This window comes from Flavobacterium sp. 123 (genome assembly GCF_003634825.1).
GTDB lineage: Bacteria > Bacteroidota > Bacteroidia > Flavobacteriales > Flavobacteriaceae > Flavobacterium.
The window spans coordinates 364,572-382,149 of sequence record NZ_RBXD01000001.1; the positions used below are offsets into that span (position 1 = coordinate 364,572).

At 33.0% G+C, this 17,578-nt stretch carries 16 protein-coding genes; 11 read left to right on the top strand and 5 right to left on the bottom strand.

What is annotated here, in order from left to right; genetic code table 11:
- The first annotated feature begins 32 nt into the window (after nt 1-32).
- The 10 genes from C8C88_RS01710 (at nt 33) to C8C88_RS01755 (ending at nt 7,395) form a co-directional block, all read left to right on the top strand.
- Nucleotides 33-797 (top strand): bifunctional 2-polyprenyl-6-hydroxyphenol methylase/3-demethylubiquinol 3-O-methyltransferase UbiG, encoded by a 765-nt coding sequence (locus C8C88_RS01710; protein WP_121336477.1) that lies wholly within the window; start codon nt 33-35, stop codon nt 795-797.
- The gene (locus C8C88_RS01715; RefSeq protein ID WP_121336478.1) at nt 797-1,465 is read left to right on the top strand and encodes a ZIP family metal transporter; all 669 of its coding nucleotides are present in this window, start codon (nt 797-799) and stop codon (nt 1,463-1,465) included. The genes C8C88_RS01710 and C8C88_RS01715 overlap by 1 nt, the downstream gene beginning before the upstream one ends.
- Before the next feature lie 36 nt (nt 1,466-1,501).
- A complete protein-coding gene (murQ, locus tag C8C88_RS01720; RefSeq protein ID WP_121336479.1) occupies nt 1,502-2,314 on the top strand; it encodes an N-acetylmuramic acid 6-phosphate etherase in 813 nt (270 codons plus the stop codon).
- Nucleotides 2,315-2,320: 6 nt separating this feature from the next.
- Nucleotides 2,321-2,623: a Dabb family protein gene (locus tag C8C88_RS01725; protein ID WP_121336480.1), complete on the top strand. Its 303-nt coding sequence runs from the start codon at nt 2,321-2,323 to the stop codon at nt 2,621-2,623.
- 10 nt (nt 2,624-2,633) lie between these two features.
- A complete protein-coding gene (locus tag C8C88_RS01730) occupies nt 2,634-2,855 on the top strand; it encodes a DUF6095 family protein (RefSeq protein WP_121336481.1) in 222 nt (73 codons plus the stop codon).
- Entirely contained in the window at nt 2,855-3,427 is a 573-nt protein-coding gene (locus tag C8C88_RS01735) for a pentapeptide repeat-containing protein (protein ID WP_121336482.1), read from the top strand. Before C8C88_RS01730 ends, C8C88_RS01735 begins: the two co-directional genes overlap by 1 nt.
- Nucleotides 3,428-3,551: 124 nt before the next feature.
- A complete protein-coding gene (locus C8C88_RS01740; RefSeq protein WP_121336483.1) occupies nt 3,552-3,932 on the top strand; it encodes a DNA topoisomerase IV in 381 nt (126 codons plus the stop codon).
- A 28-nt stretch (nt 3,933-3,960) separates the two neighbouring features.
- Nucleotides 3,961-4,731, top strand: coding sequence for a TerC family protein (locus C8C88_RS01745; RefSeq protein ID WP_121336484.1), 771 nt, complete (start codon nt 3,961-3,963; stop codon nt 4,729-4,731).
- Between the two features lie 85 nt (nt 4,732-4,816).
- On the top strand, nt 4,817-6,736 hold the full coding sequence (locus C8C88_RS01750) for a DUF294 nucleotidyltransferase-like domain-containing protein (protein WP_121336485.1): 1,920 nt from the start codon (nt 4,817-4,819) through the stop codon (nt 6,734-6,736).
- Nucleotides 6,736-7,395 carry a PolC-type DNA polymerase III gene (locus C8C88_RS01755; protein ID WP_121336486.1) on the top strand — a complete coding sequence of 220 codons (660 nt, stop codon included), beginning with the start codon at nt 6,736-6,738 and terminating at the stop codon, nt 7,393-7,395. Before C8C88_RS01750 ends, C8C88_RS01755 begins: the two co-directional genes overlap by 1 nt.
- Nucleotides 7,396-7,431: 36 nt before the next feature.
- On the opposite strand, the gene C8C88_RS01760 is transcribed toward C8C88_RS01755, so the two are convergent.
- The 5 genes from C8C88_RS01760 to ychF form a co-directional block, all read right to left on the bottom strand.
- A complete protein-coding gene (locus C8C88_RS01760) occupies nt 7,432-10,125 on the bottom strand; it encodes a DNA gyrase/topoisomerase IV subunit A (RefSeq protein ID WP_121336487.1) in 2,694 nt (897 codons plus the stop codon).
- A 43-nt stretch (nt 10,126-10,168) separates the two neighbouring features.
- Nucleotides 10,169-12,031, bottom strand: coding sequence for a DNA topoisomerase IV subunit B (locus C8C88_RS01765; RefSeq protein WP_121336488.1), 1,863 nt, complete (start codon nt 12,029-12,031; stop codon nt 10,169-10,171).
- 175 nt (nt 12,032-12,206) lie between these two features.
- Nucleotides 12,207-12,728 (bottom strand): NADPH-dependent FMN reductase, encoded by a 522-nt coding sequence (locus tag C8C88_RS01770; RefSeq protein ID WP_121336489.1) that lies wholly within the window; start codon nt 12,726-12,728, stop codon nt 12,207-12,209.
- Between the two features lie 20 nt (nt 12,729-12,748).
- A complete protein-coding gene (locus tag C8C88_RS01775) occupies nt 12,749-13,417 on the bottom strand; it encodes a hypothetical protein (protein WP_121336490.1) in 669 nt (222 codons plus the stop codon).
- Nucleotides 13,418-13,526: 109 nt separating this feature from the next.
- Nucleotides 13,527-14,621, bottom strand: a complete 1,095-nt coding sequence (gene ychF / locus C8C88_RS01780) for a redox-regulated ATPase YchF (protein ID WP_121336491.1) — start codon at nt 14,619-14,621, stop codon at nt 13,527-13,529.
- A 305-nt stretch (nt 14,622-14,926) separates the two neighbouring features.
- On the opposite strand from ychF, the gene C8C88_RS01785 reads away from it, so the two are divergent.
- Nucleotides 14,927-17,566, top strand: a complete 2,640-nt coding sequence (locus C8C88_RS01785) for a TonB-dependent receptor (RefSeq protein WP_121338523.1) — start codon at nt 14,927-14,929, stop codon at nt 17,564-17,566.
- The last annotated feature ends 12 nt before the right edge of the window (nt 17,567-17,578 follow it).

Sequence of the window (17,578 nt, forward strand, 5' to 3'; positions counted from 1 at the left end):
TTGCGGTACTTGAATTAATTGAAAACGAATAAATGTCTGAAGAACAAAATCCAGTAATCCTAAACCAACAAGAACCAACTGAAAATTGGTTTGCTTCTTGGTTCGACACACCGTATTACCACATTCTATATAAAGAGCGAAACTATAGAGAAGCCCAGATTTTTATGGATAATCTAACCCATTATCTGAATCTTCCTGAAAAAGCAAAAGTACTTGATTTAGCTTGCGGAAAAGGGCGACATTCTATCTATTTAAACCAATTAGGATTTAATGTAATTGGTGCTGATTTATCCGAAAATAGCATAGCTGAAGCCAGCAAAAACAGTAACGAAACACTTCATTTTCAGGTTCACGATATGCGGGAGACTTTTGAAGATAAATTTGATGCTATTTTTAATTTGTTCACTAGTTTTGGTTATTTTGAAAATGACGAAGACAACTTGACTACTCTAAAAGCCATCAAAGAAAGCTTAACTGAATATGGATTTGCAGTAATTGACTTTATGAATGTCAATCAAGTTATTGATACTTTAGTCCCTGAAGAAATCAAAACAGTTGATGGAATAGACTTTCATATCAAGCGTTATGTCGAAGACGGTCATATTTATAAAGAAATTGACTTTGAAGACAAAGGTCATAAATTTCATTTCACTGAAAAAGTAAAAGCCTTAACACTCAAAGACTTCGAACTAATGATGGAAGAAGCTGGGATTTTCTTACTAGATGTTTTTGGTGATTATAAATTAAAAAAATTCCATAAAGCTGATAGCGAACGATTAATAATGATTTTCAAATAATGAATTACCTTTTACCTTTACTTTCCGTAATTTTAGGCTATATTTTTGCTTTGGTTATCAAACCAAAAGACAAAACTAACCTTAAATTATTACTAGCGTTTAGTGGTTCTTTTTTACTATCTATAACTGTAATTCACTTATTACCTGAAGTATACGAAACGAGTAACCACAGTATAGGAATATTTATTATGCTTGGTATTTTATTCCAAATCATCTTAGAATTTTTCTCAAAAGGAGCGGAACATGGTCATGTACACGGTCAGAAAAAAATGCTTCATATTCCTTGGCTTTTATTCATAAGCCTTTGCATACATGCCTTTCTAGAAGGGTTTCCTGTAAGTCACCATCATGATTTAGCCATTGGGATAGCCATTCATCATTTTCCTATTGCCATTATTCTGACCACTTTTTTTGTCAACGCAACGCTCAATAAAAAAGCAATATTTTTGTTCATGGCAACCTTTGCTTTAATGACACCACTTGGAACTATCGCTTCTAATTATTTGCCTATATTGAATGACTATTATCCTGAAATAACAGCCATAGTAATTGGAATATTATTCCACATTTCATCCACTATTATTTTTGAAACTACTGAAGGACATAAATTCAATATCGCTAAAGTTTCTATGATTATTTTTGGAATTGCTTTGGCTTATTTTATTTAAACCGCAACTGTTTTTTGTTCATTAAAAAATAAAAAAATGACTTTTACTAAAACTACCGAACAATCCTCAAAATATGAACATTTAGAAAAAATGTCCGTTCAGGAATTACTTTCTAATATCAATCAGGAAGACAAAACCGTACCACTTGCCGTAGAAAAAGCTTTGCCAGAAATAGAATCTCTAGTTGATGCTGTTGTTGCAAAAATGAAATTGGGTGGACGTTTATTCTATATTGGAGCAGGAACTTCGGGACGTTTAGGTGTCGTTGATGCTTCAGAATGTCCTCCTACTTTTGGCGTTCCTTTTGATTTAGTAAACGGAATCATAGCTGGTGGAGACAAAGCGATTCGTAGAGCTGTAGAAAATGCAGAAGATAACAGAACGCAGGCTTGGATTGATTTACAAGAACATGGGATTGCTGAAAATGATGTTGTTATAGGAATTGCCGCATCAGGAACAACACCTTATGTAATTGGTGGCTTAGAAGCATGTAACGAAAATAATATTACCACAGGAAGTATTTCTTGTAATGCAGGAAGTCCAATTTCTAAAACAGCAAAATTTCCAATTGATGTTGTGGTTGGCCCTGAATTTGTAACAGGAAGTTCCCGAATGAAAGCTGGAACTGCGCAGAAATTAGTTCTTAATATGATTTCAACTGCGACCATGATTCAACTTGGAAAAGTCAAAGGAAACAAAATGGTTGATATGCAGTTAAGCAACAGCAAACTTGTAGATCGTGGAGTAAAAATGATTATGGGAGAAATTCCTGTTTCCTATGACGAAGCTTCTGATTTATTAAAAAAATACGGTAGCGTCAGAAAAGCTGTTGCTAATTTTAAAAGCTAAACAACGATGATTCATCATATAGTAATGTGGAAATTAAAGGATGTTGCAGAAGGCAAAAGCAAAGCCGAAAATGCAATTATTCTAAAAGAAAGACTTGAAGGTTTAAAAAAAGATATTCCCGAAATAGTTGAAATCCGCGTAGGAATAAATATTGAAAGTGAATATTCAAACTTTGATGCGGTGCTACATTCGTACTTCAATTCGTTTGAAGCATTAGAAAAATATCAAAATCATCCCATACATAATGTTGTTGCGGAATGGATTGGTAAAATTAGAGATTTGAGATATTGTGTGGATTATGAATTTTAAATATTAAAATATGGCAACTAATAAAGAGCTATTAGCCAAAGGCGTTAAATATTTATCTGGTGCATTGCCATTACTATTTATTGGTCCAGCAATAATTCATAATGCATTTATGAATAAACAAAACGTATGGCATTATCTGGTATTAGGAATAGGAATCCTAACGTGTATTGCAGCTGTTTATTTTATGTATTTAGGATTAAAAACAATTATGAAAAGCTTATTTAACGACTAATGGAAAGTTTACTTCACGTTCAAAAAACTTTTGAAAAAGTCAATTATATCGATAAGAAAATAAGCAATCGTGAATTTGAAGATTGTGTTTTCAAAAACTGTGATTTTTCGAATAGTAATTTTTCTAATAATACCTTTATGGATTGCGAGTTCATTGATTGTAATTTATCAATGACTGAATTATCTAATACAAGTTTAAAAACGGTGCATTTTAGAAATTGTAAATTATTAGGCATACAGTTTAACACCTGTGCTGATTTTATGTTTGCCGTTTCATTTCAAGAATGTGTGTTGGATTATAGTTCTTTTGCCAATAAGAAAATGCCGAAAACCAAATTTAATTCTTGTTCCTTGAAAGACGTTAGTTTTATTGGGACGAATTTAATGAATTCTGTTTTTGAAAATTGCAATCTAGACAATGCTATTTTTAACGAGACACAACTTGCTGGAGTGAATTTTACAACAGCGTACAATTATAAAATTGATCCTGAATTCAACCCGATGAAGAAAGCTAAGTTTTCTGCTCAAGGGATTGCGGGACTTTTGGACAAATATGATATAAAAATCGAATAATTAATTAAAGAATAAAAAGCCATTTGTGCAGATAACCCCTAGCCCTGATTGTAGCGGCATCCTTTTATAGGCTTTTTAGACTATAAAAGATACAGCGAAAAGCGGGAAATAGCTCCTAAAAACTATGAAAAAAATTGCATTTCTTATCCTCCCACTACTGTTACTAATGTCCTGTTATGATGCGGAACATAATTGCAAAGATTTCAAAACGGGAAAATTTAAATTTGAGTATGAAGTAAACGGTGTCAAAAAAACAACTTTTTTTGTTCGTAATGATAGTTTAGAAATTGAAACTTTTGACGGCAAAACAGATACGGCATCCGTGAGATGGTTAAATGATTGCGAGTATGTTTTGCGAAAATTACATCCAAAAAACATGGCTGAGGAAAAACCAATTGGTATGAAAATTTTGACAACCTCAAAAAATTCTTATACCTTTGAATTTGGTATGGTTGGCGATGATGCGAAACAAAGAGGAACTGTCACCAAAATTTCTGATAATTAAAAAATTGATTAACCCATAACTAAATAACATGGAAGTATTTTTGAATCCCGATGCATGGATAGCCTTATTAACATTGACTTTTCTAGAAATTGTATTAGGAATTGACAACATCATTTTTATATCAATTGCTACAGGGAAACTGCCTGTTGAAAAACGTAAAAAAGCAACAAAAATAGGAATGTTCCTTGCTATGTTCATGAGAATCGCGTTGCTATTTGGTATCAATTTGTTAATTCAAATGAAGAAACCTTGGTTTACAATTGATTTAAGTTGGTTTTCCGCAGGAGTTACTGGACAAAGTATAATTCTATTACTTGGAGGATTGTTCCTAATCTATAAAAGTACCAAAGAAATCCATGAAAAAGTGGACGAAAAAGGACACGAAGAACAAGAAATCAGTAACGCTGCTACAAAATCATTTCAAAATGTACTTTTACAAATTATTATGATTGATTTGGTTTTCTCTTTTGATAGTATTCTTACTGCAGTTGGGATGACAAACGGAGTTCCTGGAGCTATATATATTATGATTACTGCTGTAGTTGTATCGGTATTAATTATGATGCAATTTGCGGTTCCTGTAGGGAATTTTGTGAACAAACACCCATCCATTCAAATTCTTGGATTATCCTTTTTAATCCTTATTGGGTTTATGTTACTTACTGAAAGTGCACATTTATCAAATGCTTTAATCTTTGGAAACCATGTAACGCCAGTTCCAAAAGGCTATTTATATTTTGCCATCTCTTTCTCTTTATTAGTAGAGGTTTTGAATATGAAAGTAAAGAAAAACAAATAATTTTTATACTATAAAAAGCTCCTTCACGGGAGTTTTTTATTTTTATATCCTATTTTACAAATTAACCTAGTCGCAAATAATCCCCATGAAAAATACCATTTCCCATAGAGTTGCTGACTTTCTAAAAAACTTTCCGCCTTTCAACTTTTTACATCAAAAAGATATTGAAAGCCTTTCTGAACAAATATCAATTATTTACAAAGAAAAGGATTGTTTAATCTTTGCCGAAAATGAAGAAACGCATACGTCTTTTTATGTGGTTCACAAAGGTGCGGTAGCGCTTAGAAAAGGACCAAATCATGACGTTTTGGATATTTGTGACGAAGGAGATATTTTTGGGCTGAGACCACTTATAGCTAATGAAAACTATAAAATGGAAGCCATAACTTATGAAGAAAGTATTCTATATGCCATTCCAATAGCTATTTTTAAACCCTATGCACTTGAGAATAAAGCAGTAGGTAATTTTTTGATAGAAAGTTTTGCTTCGAATACACGCAATCCATATTCCAAAAGCCACAGAGGAAAACTATATGGAGATACCATTGGAAACGAAACTTTGGATAGTGATACAAAATTATTGGATTTACAACCTGTAAAATATTCGAAAAAATTAATTACTTGTTCTTCTTCAACTACTGTAAAAGAGGTTGCCGAAATTATGACCAAAAAAAATGTGGGAGCAATTCTTGTTGTAGAAGACACACTTCCCATAGGGATCATAACGGACAAAGATTTAAGAAACAAAGTGGTAACTGGTAAATTTCCAATTACTACAACAGCGGCAACAGTAATGACAGCTCCTGTAATTACTTATCCTAAAAAAATGACTGTTACTCAGGCTCAAATGGCCATGATGAAAAGCAATATCAGTCATTTGTGCCTTACAAAAGATGGCACAACAAATTCTAAAGCAGTAGGAATATTATCAAAACATGATGTTATGGTCTCGCTTGGTAATAATCCAGCGGTATTGATAAAAGCTATAAAAAGAGCTAAAAAATTCAAAAATATAAAACCAATTCGTGCAAGTATAATGCACTTGCTACAAGGATATTTAGATCAAAATATCCCTATTACTTTAACTTCTAAAATAATTACAGAACTAAATGATGCCTGTATCAAGCAAGTTATAGAAATAGCACTTCTTAAAATGAAAACACCTCCGCCAGTAAAATTTGGATGGTTAGCATTAGGAAGTCAAGGCAGAAGTGAACAGTTATTGCATACAGATCAAGACAACGCCTTAGTATATGAAGATGTTGCCGAAGAACTAAAAGCGGAAACTAAAGAATATTTTTTGAAATTGGCAGCTTATGTCAATAAAGGACTTTTTGAAATTGGATATGATTATTGCCCAGCAGAAATGATGGCTTCTAATCCAAAATGGTGTTTAAGCCTAAGTGAATGGCAAAATTTAGTTTACCATTGGATTACAAACCCTGGCAAGAACGAAGTTTTATTATCTTTTATATTTTTTGATTATAGCCTATCCTATGGAAATAGTGAACTTGTAAACAAATTATCCGATTTTATTTTTGAAAATGTAAAAGCAAATCCTGTATTTTATATTCATTTAGTAAGTGGCGCATTGCAAAGCCCATCTCCTACTGGATTCTTTAGACAGTTTTTATTAGAACAAGACGGTGCTCATAAAGATTTTTTTGATATAAAAAGAAGGGCTTTAATGCCACTTACAGATGCTGCAAGAGTGTTAATTCTATCACATTCTGTGAAATCAATTAGTAATACACCAGAGCGTTTTGAAAAATTAGCAGATTTAGAACCTAGCAACAGAGAGTTATATTTTGCTTGTTCCTATTCGTACAAAGCATTATTAAAATTCAGAACAAAACAAGGACTTCAACATCATGATTCTGGCCAATATATTGCTCTTGATGCTCTTTCCAAATTAGATAAAATAAAACTAAAACGCACTTTCAAAACAATCAAAGAATTGCAGGAACTTATTACTATCCGATTTAATGCTTCTAACCTATTATAATGGCACACATTTTTGACAAAACGAAACAGTTTATAGCGGCACTTTTTGGCAAAACCAAAGAACCAATTGACGAACAATTACTTCAATCTATTGAATCGACTCGCTTTGTTGTTTTGGATACAGAAACAACTGGTTTTGATTATACAAACGACCGAATTCTTTGTATTGGAGCATTAACTTTACAAAACAGTGTAATTTCTGTTGGAGATAGTTTTGAAGTTTTTATAGAACAAGAACATTATAACCAAACCACAGCACAAATTCACGGAATATTAAAAGATTGTATTGCAACTAGACCTACTGAATTAGAAGCTTTACAGCAGTTTTTAGAATATCTAGGTGATTCCATTATTATTGCACATCATACTATATTTGACGTCACTATGATTAATAAAGCCTTAGAGCGAAACGGATTACCATTGCTAAAAAACAAAACTTTGGATACTGCCATACTTTATAAAAGAACTTTATTATCCTCCTATTTATTAGAACGAAAAGACAATTATAGCTTAGATGATCTGGCGGACAAATTTGATATTTCTAAAAAAGACCGCCATATCGCCATGGGTGATGCGTATATTACGGCTATTGCTTTCTTGAAGATTCTAAACAAATTAAGCGAAAAAAAAGAAATTACATTAGTTCAATTATTCAAATAATACCATAAAAAAAGCTCCTGAAAAGGAGCTTTTTTACTATTCTAAAGTTAATGTTATCTGACCATCATCGTCAAGTTGAATATCAGAATCATCAACATCCATTTCTGTTTGAACTTGTAAGTCTTCTGGAATAACTTCTTCGGGAGCTTCGTATGGCAAAGAATCTAATAAATTAACCTGTTTCAATTTATCCGTTGTTAATTGATTACCAAGCGCTTTAAATCCTTTTACAGCGATAAAAGACTCAATATCAACAACCATGTTTTCTTTTTGAACTCCTTTTATTTTGGTGAAAACCAATTCTGCAACTGGACGATAATCCGTAGAAACTATTTCGAGTTGTGAATTTGGGTTTTCAGTTATAAAACTTTCTTCTTTATTTTCGGTTTCTGCCAAAAAGCGTTTGATATAATAACGTTCTTTTTCGCCATCAAAATAAATCGCTGAAATAGGTTTCTTAGGAATCCATTTTTCTAACACAACCATATCTTCATCAAAATGGGTCGATAATTCTGGTGTAATTACTTTCAGTTTCCCCGATTGAGAAACCACCAAAATTTTATCATTTGGTCTAAATTCTCCTAATAATTCCCCTCTTGCATCAACATTCAATCGTTGCACCGTATCATCGTACCAAATTTTTCTTGGTAACAAAGTAGAAATTCCTTTCTCTTTCAATTCAATTTTCTTGATTGGATATTTAGTAACTAAATTTCCTTTAGAGGCACGACCTTTAATAGCTAAATTAGCAAAATCAATATCAAATTTAAGTTTCTTAACGCTTCCTACCTGACGCAATAAAATCGTGATTACCTCAGCTTCGCCATTTGGATTGCAAGAGAAATACAACACTTGTGACCCTGCAGTTTCATTTGTTAAATCATAGGCTTTATCACGTGTTACACCAGAAACATTGAAACGCTTTATATAAGATGGTCCTGATTTACCATCGCGATAAATCATATTATAAATGGTGCGCTTATCGCTTTTGTCAAAAATAGCTACATGGATAATATCTTTACCAACAAAAGTTTTGGCATCAACTTTTGTAATCATCATTTTCCCGTCACGCATAAAAACAATAACATCGTCAATATCCGAACAATCCGTAACATATTCATCTTTTTTCAAGCTTGTTCCCACAAAGCCTTCTTCTCTGTTTACATATAATTTGGTGTTTCTTAAAACTACTTTTGTAGCCTCAATATCATCAAAAATTCGGAGTTCCGTTTGACGCTCACGTCCTTTTCCGTATTTCTCTTTTAATCGTGTAAAATAAGCGATTGCAAAGTCAACTAAATGCTCTAAATCATATTTTACTTGTTCGATATCACCTTCAAGTGCTTCAATTTTATCTTGCGCTTTATTACTGTCAAATCTAGAAATACGCATGATTCGGATTTCCAATAAACGGGTAATATCATCTTGAGTAACTTCGCGTTTCAAATGTTTAATATGCGGTTTCAATCCTTCGTCAACGGCTAAATAAACGCCTTCTTTCGTAGTTTCTTCCTCAATTAAACGATACACTTTTTTCTCAATAAAAATACGTTCCAAAGAAGCAAAATGCCATTGTTCTTCTAATTCGGCTAATTGTATTTCTAATTCGCTTTTCAGCAAACTAACGGTTCTGTCAGTTGAAATTTTCAACATTTCAGAAACCCCAATAAAAAGCGGTTTGTTATCCTCAATTACACAACCTAATGGCGCTACAGAAGTCTCGCAAGCAGTAAAAGCAAATAACGCATCAATGGTTTTATCTGGTGAAACACCTGGAAAAAGATGAATTAAAATCTCAACATCGGCTGCTGTATTGTCTTCAATCTTTTTAATTTTGATTTTCCCTTTATCATTCGCTTTCAAAATACTATCAATCAAACTGGATGTATTTGTTGAAAATGGAATTTGGGTAATCGCTAAGGTATTTTTATCTATTTGCGAAATTTTTGCACGTACACGTACCCGTCCTCCTCGCATTCCATCATTATAATTTGACACATCCGCTATACCGGCAGTCATAAAATCTGGATATAAAGTAAAAGGCTTTCCTTTTAATATTTTTATAGAAGAATCAATTAACTCATTAAAATTATGAGGTAAAACTTTTGTCGAAAGTCCAACTGCAATACCTTCCGCACCCTGCGCTAAAAGCAATGGAAATTTCACCGGAAGATTATTAGGTTCTGCTCTTCTTCCATCGTATGAAACGCCCCAATCCGTAATTTTTGGGCTATATAAAACCTCTAAAGCAAATTTTGACAAACGTGCTTCAATATAACGTGAAGCAGCTGCGCCATCTCCTGTTAGAATATTTCCCCAGTTCCCTTGACAATCTATAAGTAATTCTTTCTGACCTATTTGCACCATAGCATCCCCAATACTCTGATCCCCATGAGGATGGTATTGCATGGTATGCCCTACAACATTGGCTACTTTATTGTATCGACCGTCATCTAACTCTTTTAGAGAATGCATAATTCGGCGTTGTACCGGTTTGAATCCGTCTTCAATAGCGGGAACTGCACGTTCTAGAATTACATAAGAGGCATAATCCAAAAACCAATCTTTATACATACCAGTAACTTTAGTAATTGTATCCTGGCTGTCCTCGTCTTCGTTATCGTAAAAATGCTGTCCTTCAAAAGATTTTCCTTCATTTTGATTTTCATCAAAAGTATGATCGTCTTCTTGGCCTTCTGCGTTTGTAATATCGTCTTCCTCGTCTTTCATTTATTCTAATTCGAAATTAAAATTCGATTTTATTTATATGCTTTTAAACTTTTTCAATTACGTCTGCTTCAACCTTCAGATTCTTGATGATAAAATCTTGTCGGTCAGGTGTATTTTTACCCATATAAAAAGACAGCAATTGTTCAACCGATGTATTTTTGTCCATCATAATAGGATCTAAGCGAATGTCTTCACCAATAAAAAACTGGAACTCATTTGGCGAGATTTCTCCTAATCCTTTAAATCGTGTAATTTCAGGCTTAGGTTTTAGTTTTTCAATTGCATTCTTTCGTTCTTCATCGGAATAACAATAAATGGTTTCTTTCTTGTTTCTAACCCTAAAAAGTGGTGTTTGCAAAATATACAAATGCCCTTCTTTGATTAGTTCTGGAAAAAACTGAAGAAAAAACGTTATCAATAACAATCGGATGTGCATTCCATCAACATCGGCATCCGTTGCAATAACAATATTGTTGTAGCGTAATTTTTCCAAACCATCTTCAATATCCAAAGCAGCTTGCAACAAATTGAATTCTTCATTTTCGTACACAATTTTTTTGCTCATCCCGTAAGAGTTCAACGGTTTTCCTCTCAAACTGAAAACCGCTTGTGTATTAACATCACGCGATTTTGTTATGGAACCTGAAGCAGAATCTCCCTCGGTAATAAAAAGGGTACTTTCTAAATTTCTAGGATTCTTAATATCTGGTAAATGTGCCCGACAATCTCTCAATTTCTTGTTATGCAAATTGGCTTTTTTGGCACGATCTGTAGCTAATTTTCGAATACCTGAAAGTTCTTTTCTTTCGCGCTCCGCTTGCAGTATTTTTCGCAAAAGCAAATCAGCTGTTTCCGGGTTTTTATGCAAATAATTGTCTAAATTATTTTTGACAAAATCATTTACAAAAGTACGCACTGATTGCATTCCCGGCTCTGAACCCATATCCGTCGAACCTAATTTGGTTTTTGTTTGTGATTCAAAAACAGGTTCCATTACTTTAATACTAACCGCACTTACGATTGATTTTCGGATATCCGAAGGTTCAAAACCTTTATTATAAAATTCCCGAATAGTTTTCACAACTGCTTCCCGAAAAGCAACTAAATGTGTTCCTCCTTGGGTAGTATTTTGCCCATTTACAAAAGAGTGATACTCTTCGCTATATTGAGACTTACTGTGTGTCATGGCTACCTCAATATCATCTCCTTTTAGATGAATAATGGGATAAATCATATCTTCAACAGAAATATTTTCATCCAATAAATCCTTCAATCCATTGTCTGAATAATATTTTTCGCCATTATAAATTATGGATAAACCCGTATTTAGGTAACAATAATTTTTAAGCATTTTGATTATATATTCATTTCTGAATTTATAATTTTTAAAAATAGCTTCGTCTGGGATAAAAGTTACTTTCGTTCCTTTTCTTTTGGTTGTATCAATGATTTCTTCATCAAGAACTAGATTTCCTCCCGAAAACTCAGCTGCTTTTTGTTTATCATCACGAACAGATTCTACACGGAAATAGTTAGACAAAGCATTTACTGCCTTTGTCCCCACTCCATTCAAACCAACTGATTTCTTAAATGCAAGAGAGTCATATTTCCCTCCTGTATTCATTTTAGAAACCACATCAATTACTTTTCCAAGGGGAATTCCACGACCGTAATCGCGAACTGAAACTGTTTTGTCTTTGATGGTTACTTCGATGGTTTTACCTGCACCCATAACAAACTCATCTATACAGTTATCGAGTACCTCTTTTAACAGAATATAAATACCATCATCTGGTGAAGATCCATCTCCAAGTTTCCCAATATACATTCCGGGACGCATACGGATGTGTTCTTTCCAGTCGAGCGAACGAATATTATCTTCGTTGTATTGATTTTGATCGGACATTTTAAATTTTATCGAATTTGACTACGTTCAGTTCGGTCTTTGCTTTTTGCATTAACCTCGGGTGTGCTAATATAGTGCAATTTGATAAAATTATGAAGCAGGTGAAATCAAAGTTATTAAGAATGATATTGACATTTTTTAATTCAAAGATTGAAAAATCACATCTGCCTAAAAACTAAAAATTCTGTATACTATCTTTCAGCTGTTTATCTAAATCTGGATTAGAAATTCTACCTTTCTCAACATCAAAATTATCATTGAAACTAGGCAAAGAAAACGTTGCTTTTACGATTGCTCCATAACGTGGAAAAGCATTTTTAGCAATTTCTAGAACCGATGCTCCTCCTCTTGCCCCTGGCGAAGTAGCCATAAGCAACATGGGTTTATCCTGAAACACTTTCGCGCCAATTCTAGAACACCAGTCGAAAACATTTTTGAAAGCCGCAGAATAATTTGCATTATTCTCAGCCATAGAAACCACAAGTATATCTGCGCCTGCAATTTTATCCAAAAAAGCTTTCGCTAATGGATGTTGACCAATGGTCACTTCAATATCAACACTAAAAATTGGCATTTGAAAATCGTTCAAATCCAAGACTTCCACTTCTGCATTTTCAAAAAGACTAGCTGCATAAGTAGCTAATTTTTTATTGATGGAATTTTTACTAGGGCTTGCGCCAAAAGCTATAATTTTCATGACAATTTGTTTTAGTAAGATTAATTATTTCGCACTTTCTTGTATTCTAATTCTTCCCCTAGCTTTTTCAAATTTAAAATACTTTTAAATTCATTTCTGGAAGATTTAACAATAAACGAAGAAGAATCAATCATTGTTGATTTTACTTTTGTCAATGAATCAATTCTTTTCAAATCTTCTTCAGAATATATATATTTGATTTTAAGAACATTATTTACTAGACGAATTGCATTTATTTTCCAAAAAATGGAATCTTTGTAATTAAGAACCAATTGACCATTAAATCGCTTTGCTTTTTGAGTATTTGAAAAAATAAAAAAAGTATCAATTTGTTTATTTGAAAATTCAACTGAATCTTTAAAGTATTTAAAATCAAAAACATCTCTGTTGAATTTAGAAATATATTTATTACCTACCTTATCAAAATTTAGTTTTATAGAATCAAAATCTTTTTTATGAAATCTAAACTTGTCATAATACTCCTTTAAAATTAAGTTTTCTTGAACATTAATATAGACCGAGTCTTGATTCATAAACAATCCCTTGAATTTATATGGGATTTTAGACAATTCAGAATCATTTATGGGCTGAGGATTTTCGAAATAAAAATTGAGTCCACTAGGCACCGCTTCAACTTTTTTACAAGAAAGAAATGCAAATAATCCTAACGCTATAAAATATTTTTTCATTTTATGGTTTTCTTTAAACTAAAAGTACTAAAAAATGAAACGCAAAAAAAATTGCATAAAAAAACCTGCAAAATTTCTCTTGCAGGCTTTTCATATAGATTTATGTTAGTTATACATTAAAACGGAAATGCATTACATCACCATCTTTAACCACATATTCTTTTCCTTCTACTTTAAACTTTCCAGCTTCTTTACATTTAGCTTCAGAACCATAATGAATAAAATCTTCATACGAAATTACTTCAGCACGAATAAAACCTTTTTCAAAATCAGTATGAATAACTCCTGCAGCTTGTGGCGCAGTTGCTCCAATATTAATAGTCCAAGCACGTACTTCCTTCACACCTGCGGTAAAATAAGTTTGTTGTTTCAATAGTTTATAAGCCGCACGAATCAAAACAGATGCTCCTGGCTCAGTCAATCCCATATCTTCTAAAAATACTTGACGTTCTTCATAACTTTCTAATTCTGTAATATCAGCTTCTGCTCCTACCGAAAGTATAATAACTTCAGCATCTTCATCTTTTACCAATTCACGAACCTCATCTACGTATTTATTTCCGTTAACCGCTGAATTTTCATCTACATTACAAACATACAACACTGGTTTTGCTGTAATCAATTGGAATCCTTCCATCAATAATTCCTCGTCATTACTTTGAGGAATTACAGTTCTAGCAGATTTTGCTTGCAAAAGCGTTTCTCTTATTCTGTCTAAAAGTGCTTTTTCGGTTTGCGCTTCTTTATTTCCAGTTTTAGCAGCACGATTTACTTTTTCTAAACGTTTTTCTACGTTTTCAAGATCTTTCAATTGCAACTCAATATCAATTGTTTCTTTATCACGAATTGGATTTACATTTCCATCAACGTGTACAATATTATCATTATCAAAACAACGCAAAACATGAATAATTGCATTACACTCTCTAATATTTCCAAGAAATTGATTTCCTAATCCCTCCCCTTTACTTGCTCCTTTTACTAGACCTGCAATATCAACAATATCTACAGTTGCCATTTGAACACGTTCTGGCTTAACTAATTCTTCTAATTTAGCCATCCTAGAATCTGGTACATTTACCACACCTATATTAGGCTCAATAGTACAAAAAGGAAAGTTTGCACTTTGCGCTTTTGCATTAGACAAACAATTAAATAATGTTGATTTTCCAACATTTGGTAATCCTACAATTCCTGCTTTCATGATATTTAGTTTACAAACAGCAGTTTCCTGCTAAAAGTTTTAGTACTTACTTTAAAATTTTGCAAATATAAGATTAAAAAAATGCTAGATGGCATAATGACTATATTTCTGTTACGAATATCTGTTTTTAGCATTATCAATTCAATAGTAATTCTCCCGTGAATTTACATAGTACATAAATTCTATTATTGATTTTAATTTATTCGCAATATTTACAAAAAAATAAAGCTCTTGCCAATGTTTTGTTAAAAAAAATCTATCTTGCACTAAAATTAAACCAAACCAAACCCAAAAATCTAACGATTATGAAAAAAATCACAGTACTGTTTTTCTTACTAAACATCAGTTTACTTTTTGCACAAAAAGAAGTATCTGGGGTAGTAAAAGATAATTCCGGCGTTACTTTACCCGGCGTAAATATCATCGAAAAAGGAACAAAAAACGGCGTTTCAACTGATATTGATGGAGCTTACAAAATCAAAGTGGCTGACGGAGCTATTCTAGTATTTAGCTATGTTGGATACAAATCAATTTCAAAAGTAGCGAATGAAGCTACTATTAATATCACGCTATCTTCTGAAGGAGGAGAACAAGAATTAAAAGAAGTTCAAATTGTAGGTTCTAGAAACACCAAAAGAACTGTTGTAAACTCAGCAGTGCCTATTGATGTTATCAATATGAAAGAGCTTACTACACAAAGTGGAAAAATTGAAATCAATCAATTGTTGCAATACATTGCTCCATCATTCAACGCTAATAAACAATCTGGTTCTGACGGTGCGGATCACGTTGACCCAGCTTCATTAAGAGGAATGGGACCTGACCAAACATTAGTTTTAATCAATGGAAAAAGAAGACACCAATCATCGCTTGTTACTATTTATGGAACTCGTGGTAGAGGAAATACAGGAACTGACTTAAATGCTATTCCAGCTGCTTCTATTAAAAGAATCGAAATTTTGAGAGATGGTGCTGCTGCACAATATGGTTCTGATGCCATTGCAGGAGTTATTAATATTGTATTGAATGACAATATTGATGAATTAACAGGTTCTGTGACATACGGAACTTTCAACACAAACTCAAAAGGAGATTTTCTTCCAGGTACTGTTAACAAAACTGGTTTTAGATTAGATGAAAACGGAAATGGAAATACTTACGGAAAAAACAAATCTTTTGACGGAAATACAGTAAAAATTGGCGCTAATTATGGTGTTGCAATTGGAAAAAACGGTGGTTTTGCAAACTTCACTACTGAATATTTTAGCAAAGAAAAAGTGTTACGTCCAGGATATGACTTCAGAAAAGGTTTTGGAGAAGCTTCAATGGATAGTTATAATTTCTCTGTGAATATGGCTGTGCCAATTTCAGAAAAAGCTAAATTCTATGCTTTTGGCGGAAGAAACTACAGAGATACCGATGCTTACGCTTTTACAAGAAATAGCGGTAATGCTAATGTGGTTGAATCTGTTTATCCAGGTGGATATACTCCAAGAATTACTTCTATAATACTTGACAACTCTATCACTGCTGGAGTAAGAACAGAAACTGCTAGTGGATGGAATGTTGACATCAGTAATACTTTTGGTAAAAACCTTTTTCATTATACTATAAAAGGTACTATGAACCCATCTTTACTAGAGGCATCTCCTTTAGAATTTGACGCTGGTGGTCATAGCTTATCTCAAAATGTAACTAACTTTGATTTATCAAAAAATTATGATACTGTATTAGAAGGAATGAATTTAGCTTTTGGAGCAGAATTCCGTACTGAGCAATTTAATATTTTTGCTGGAGAAGAAGGTGCATACACAACTTATGATGAAAACAGACAACCTATAACTGATCCTACTACACAATCACCTCCTATCGATCCTATTTCAGGAGACCCAAGACCAGGAAGTTCTCAAGGTTTCCCTGGATACAGTCCTAGCAATGTAGTTAACAAAAACCGTAGCAACCTATCCTTATACACTGATGCGGAATTTGACATTACAAAAAGCTTCATGGTAAGTGGTGCTGTTCGTTTTGAAAAATACAGTGATTTTGGTAGTACTGTCAATGGAAAAGTAGCTTCAAGACTTAAAATTACAGATAACATCAATTTAAGAGGTTCTGTTAGTACAGGATTCCGTGCTCCTTCATTAGCACAATCTTATTATGGTTTACACTTTACTAATATTGACGCAGGTGGAGCAACTGAAATTTTACTATCTCCAAACAATAGTCCAGTAACTAAATCTTTTGGAATTCAAAAACTAAATGAGGAAACAGCTGTTAATGCTTCGTTAGGACTTACTTCTACTTTTGGCAACTTCACCGCTACTGTAGACGGATACATTATTAATGTAAAAGACAGAATCGTTTTAACAAGTTATTTCGATGCTTCTTCAAAAGGATTAGGAGTAGATTTAGCACAATTTTTTGCTAATGCTGCCGATACAAAAACTATAGGTTTAGACGTAGTTCTTGCTTGGAAGAAAAAATTCAACAACTCAAACTTTGGCGCAACTCTTGTTGGAAACATAAACAACATGAAAATTGCAAAAGTTAACAATGGTAACCTAGATGCTGAAACTTTCTTTGGCGCACGTGAACAAGCTTTCTTATTAGCATCAGCTCCAAAAAGCAAATTTGGTTTAAATCTTAACTATTCAAACAAAAGATTTGATTCAGGAATTGCGTTCACCCATTTCAGCAAAGTAGTCTTAGTTGATTATGGAGGAGAAAACGATGTGTATACTGCTAAAACTTCTACAGATTTAACTTTAGGATATCAATTATCTAAACAATTAAAATTAACAGTAGGTAGCAACAACCTTTTCAATATTTACCCTGACAAACAAGATGAGCAAGGTAATACTGAAGCAGGAGGATACTGGGATGCCGTTCAAATGGGATTCAATGGAGCTTATTACTATGCTAGATTAGGATTTACTTTCTAATCCTAGTAATTT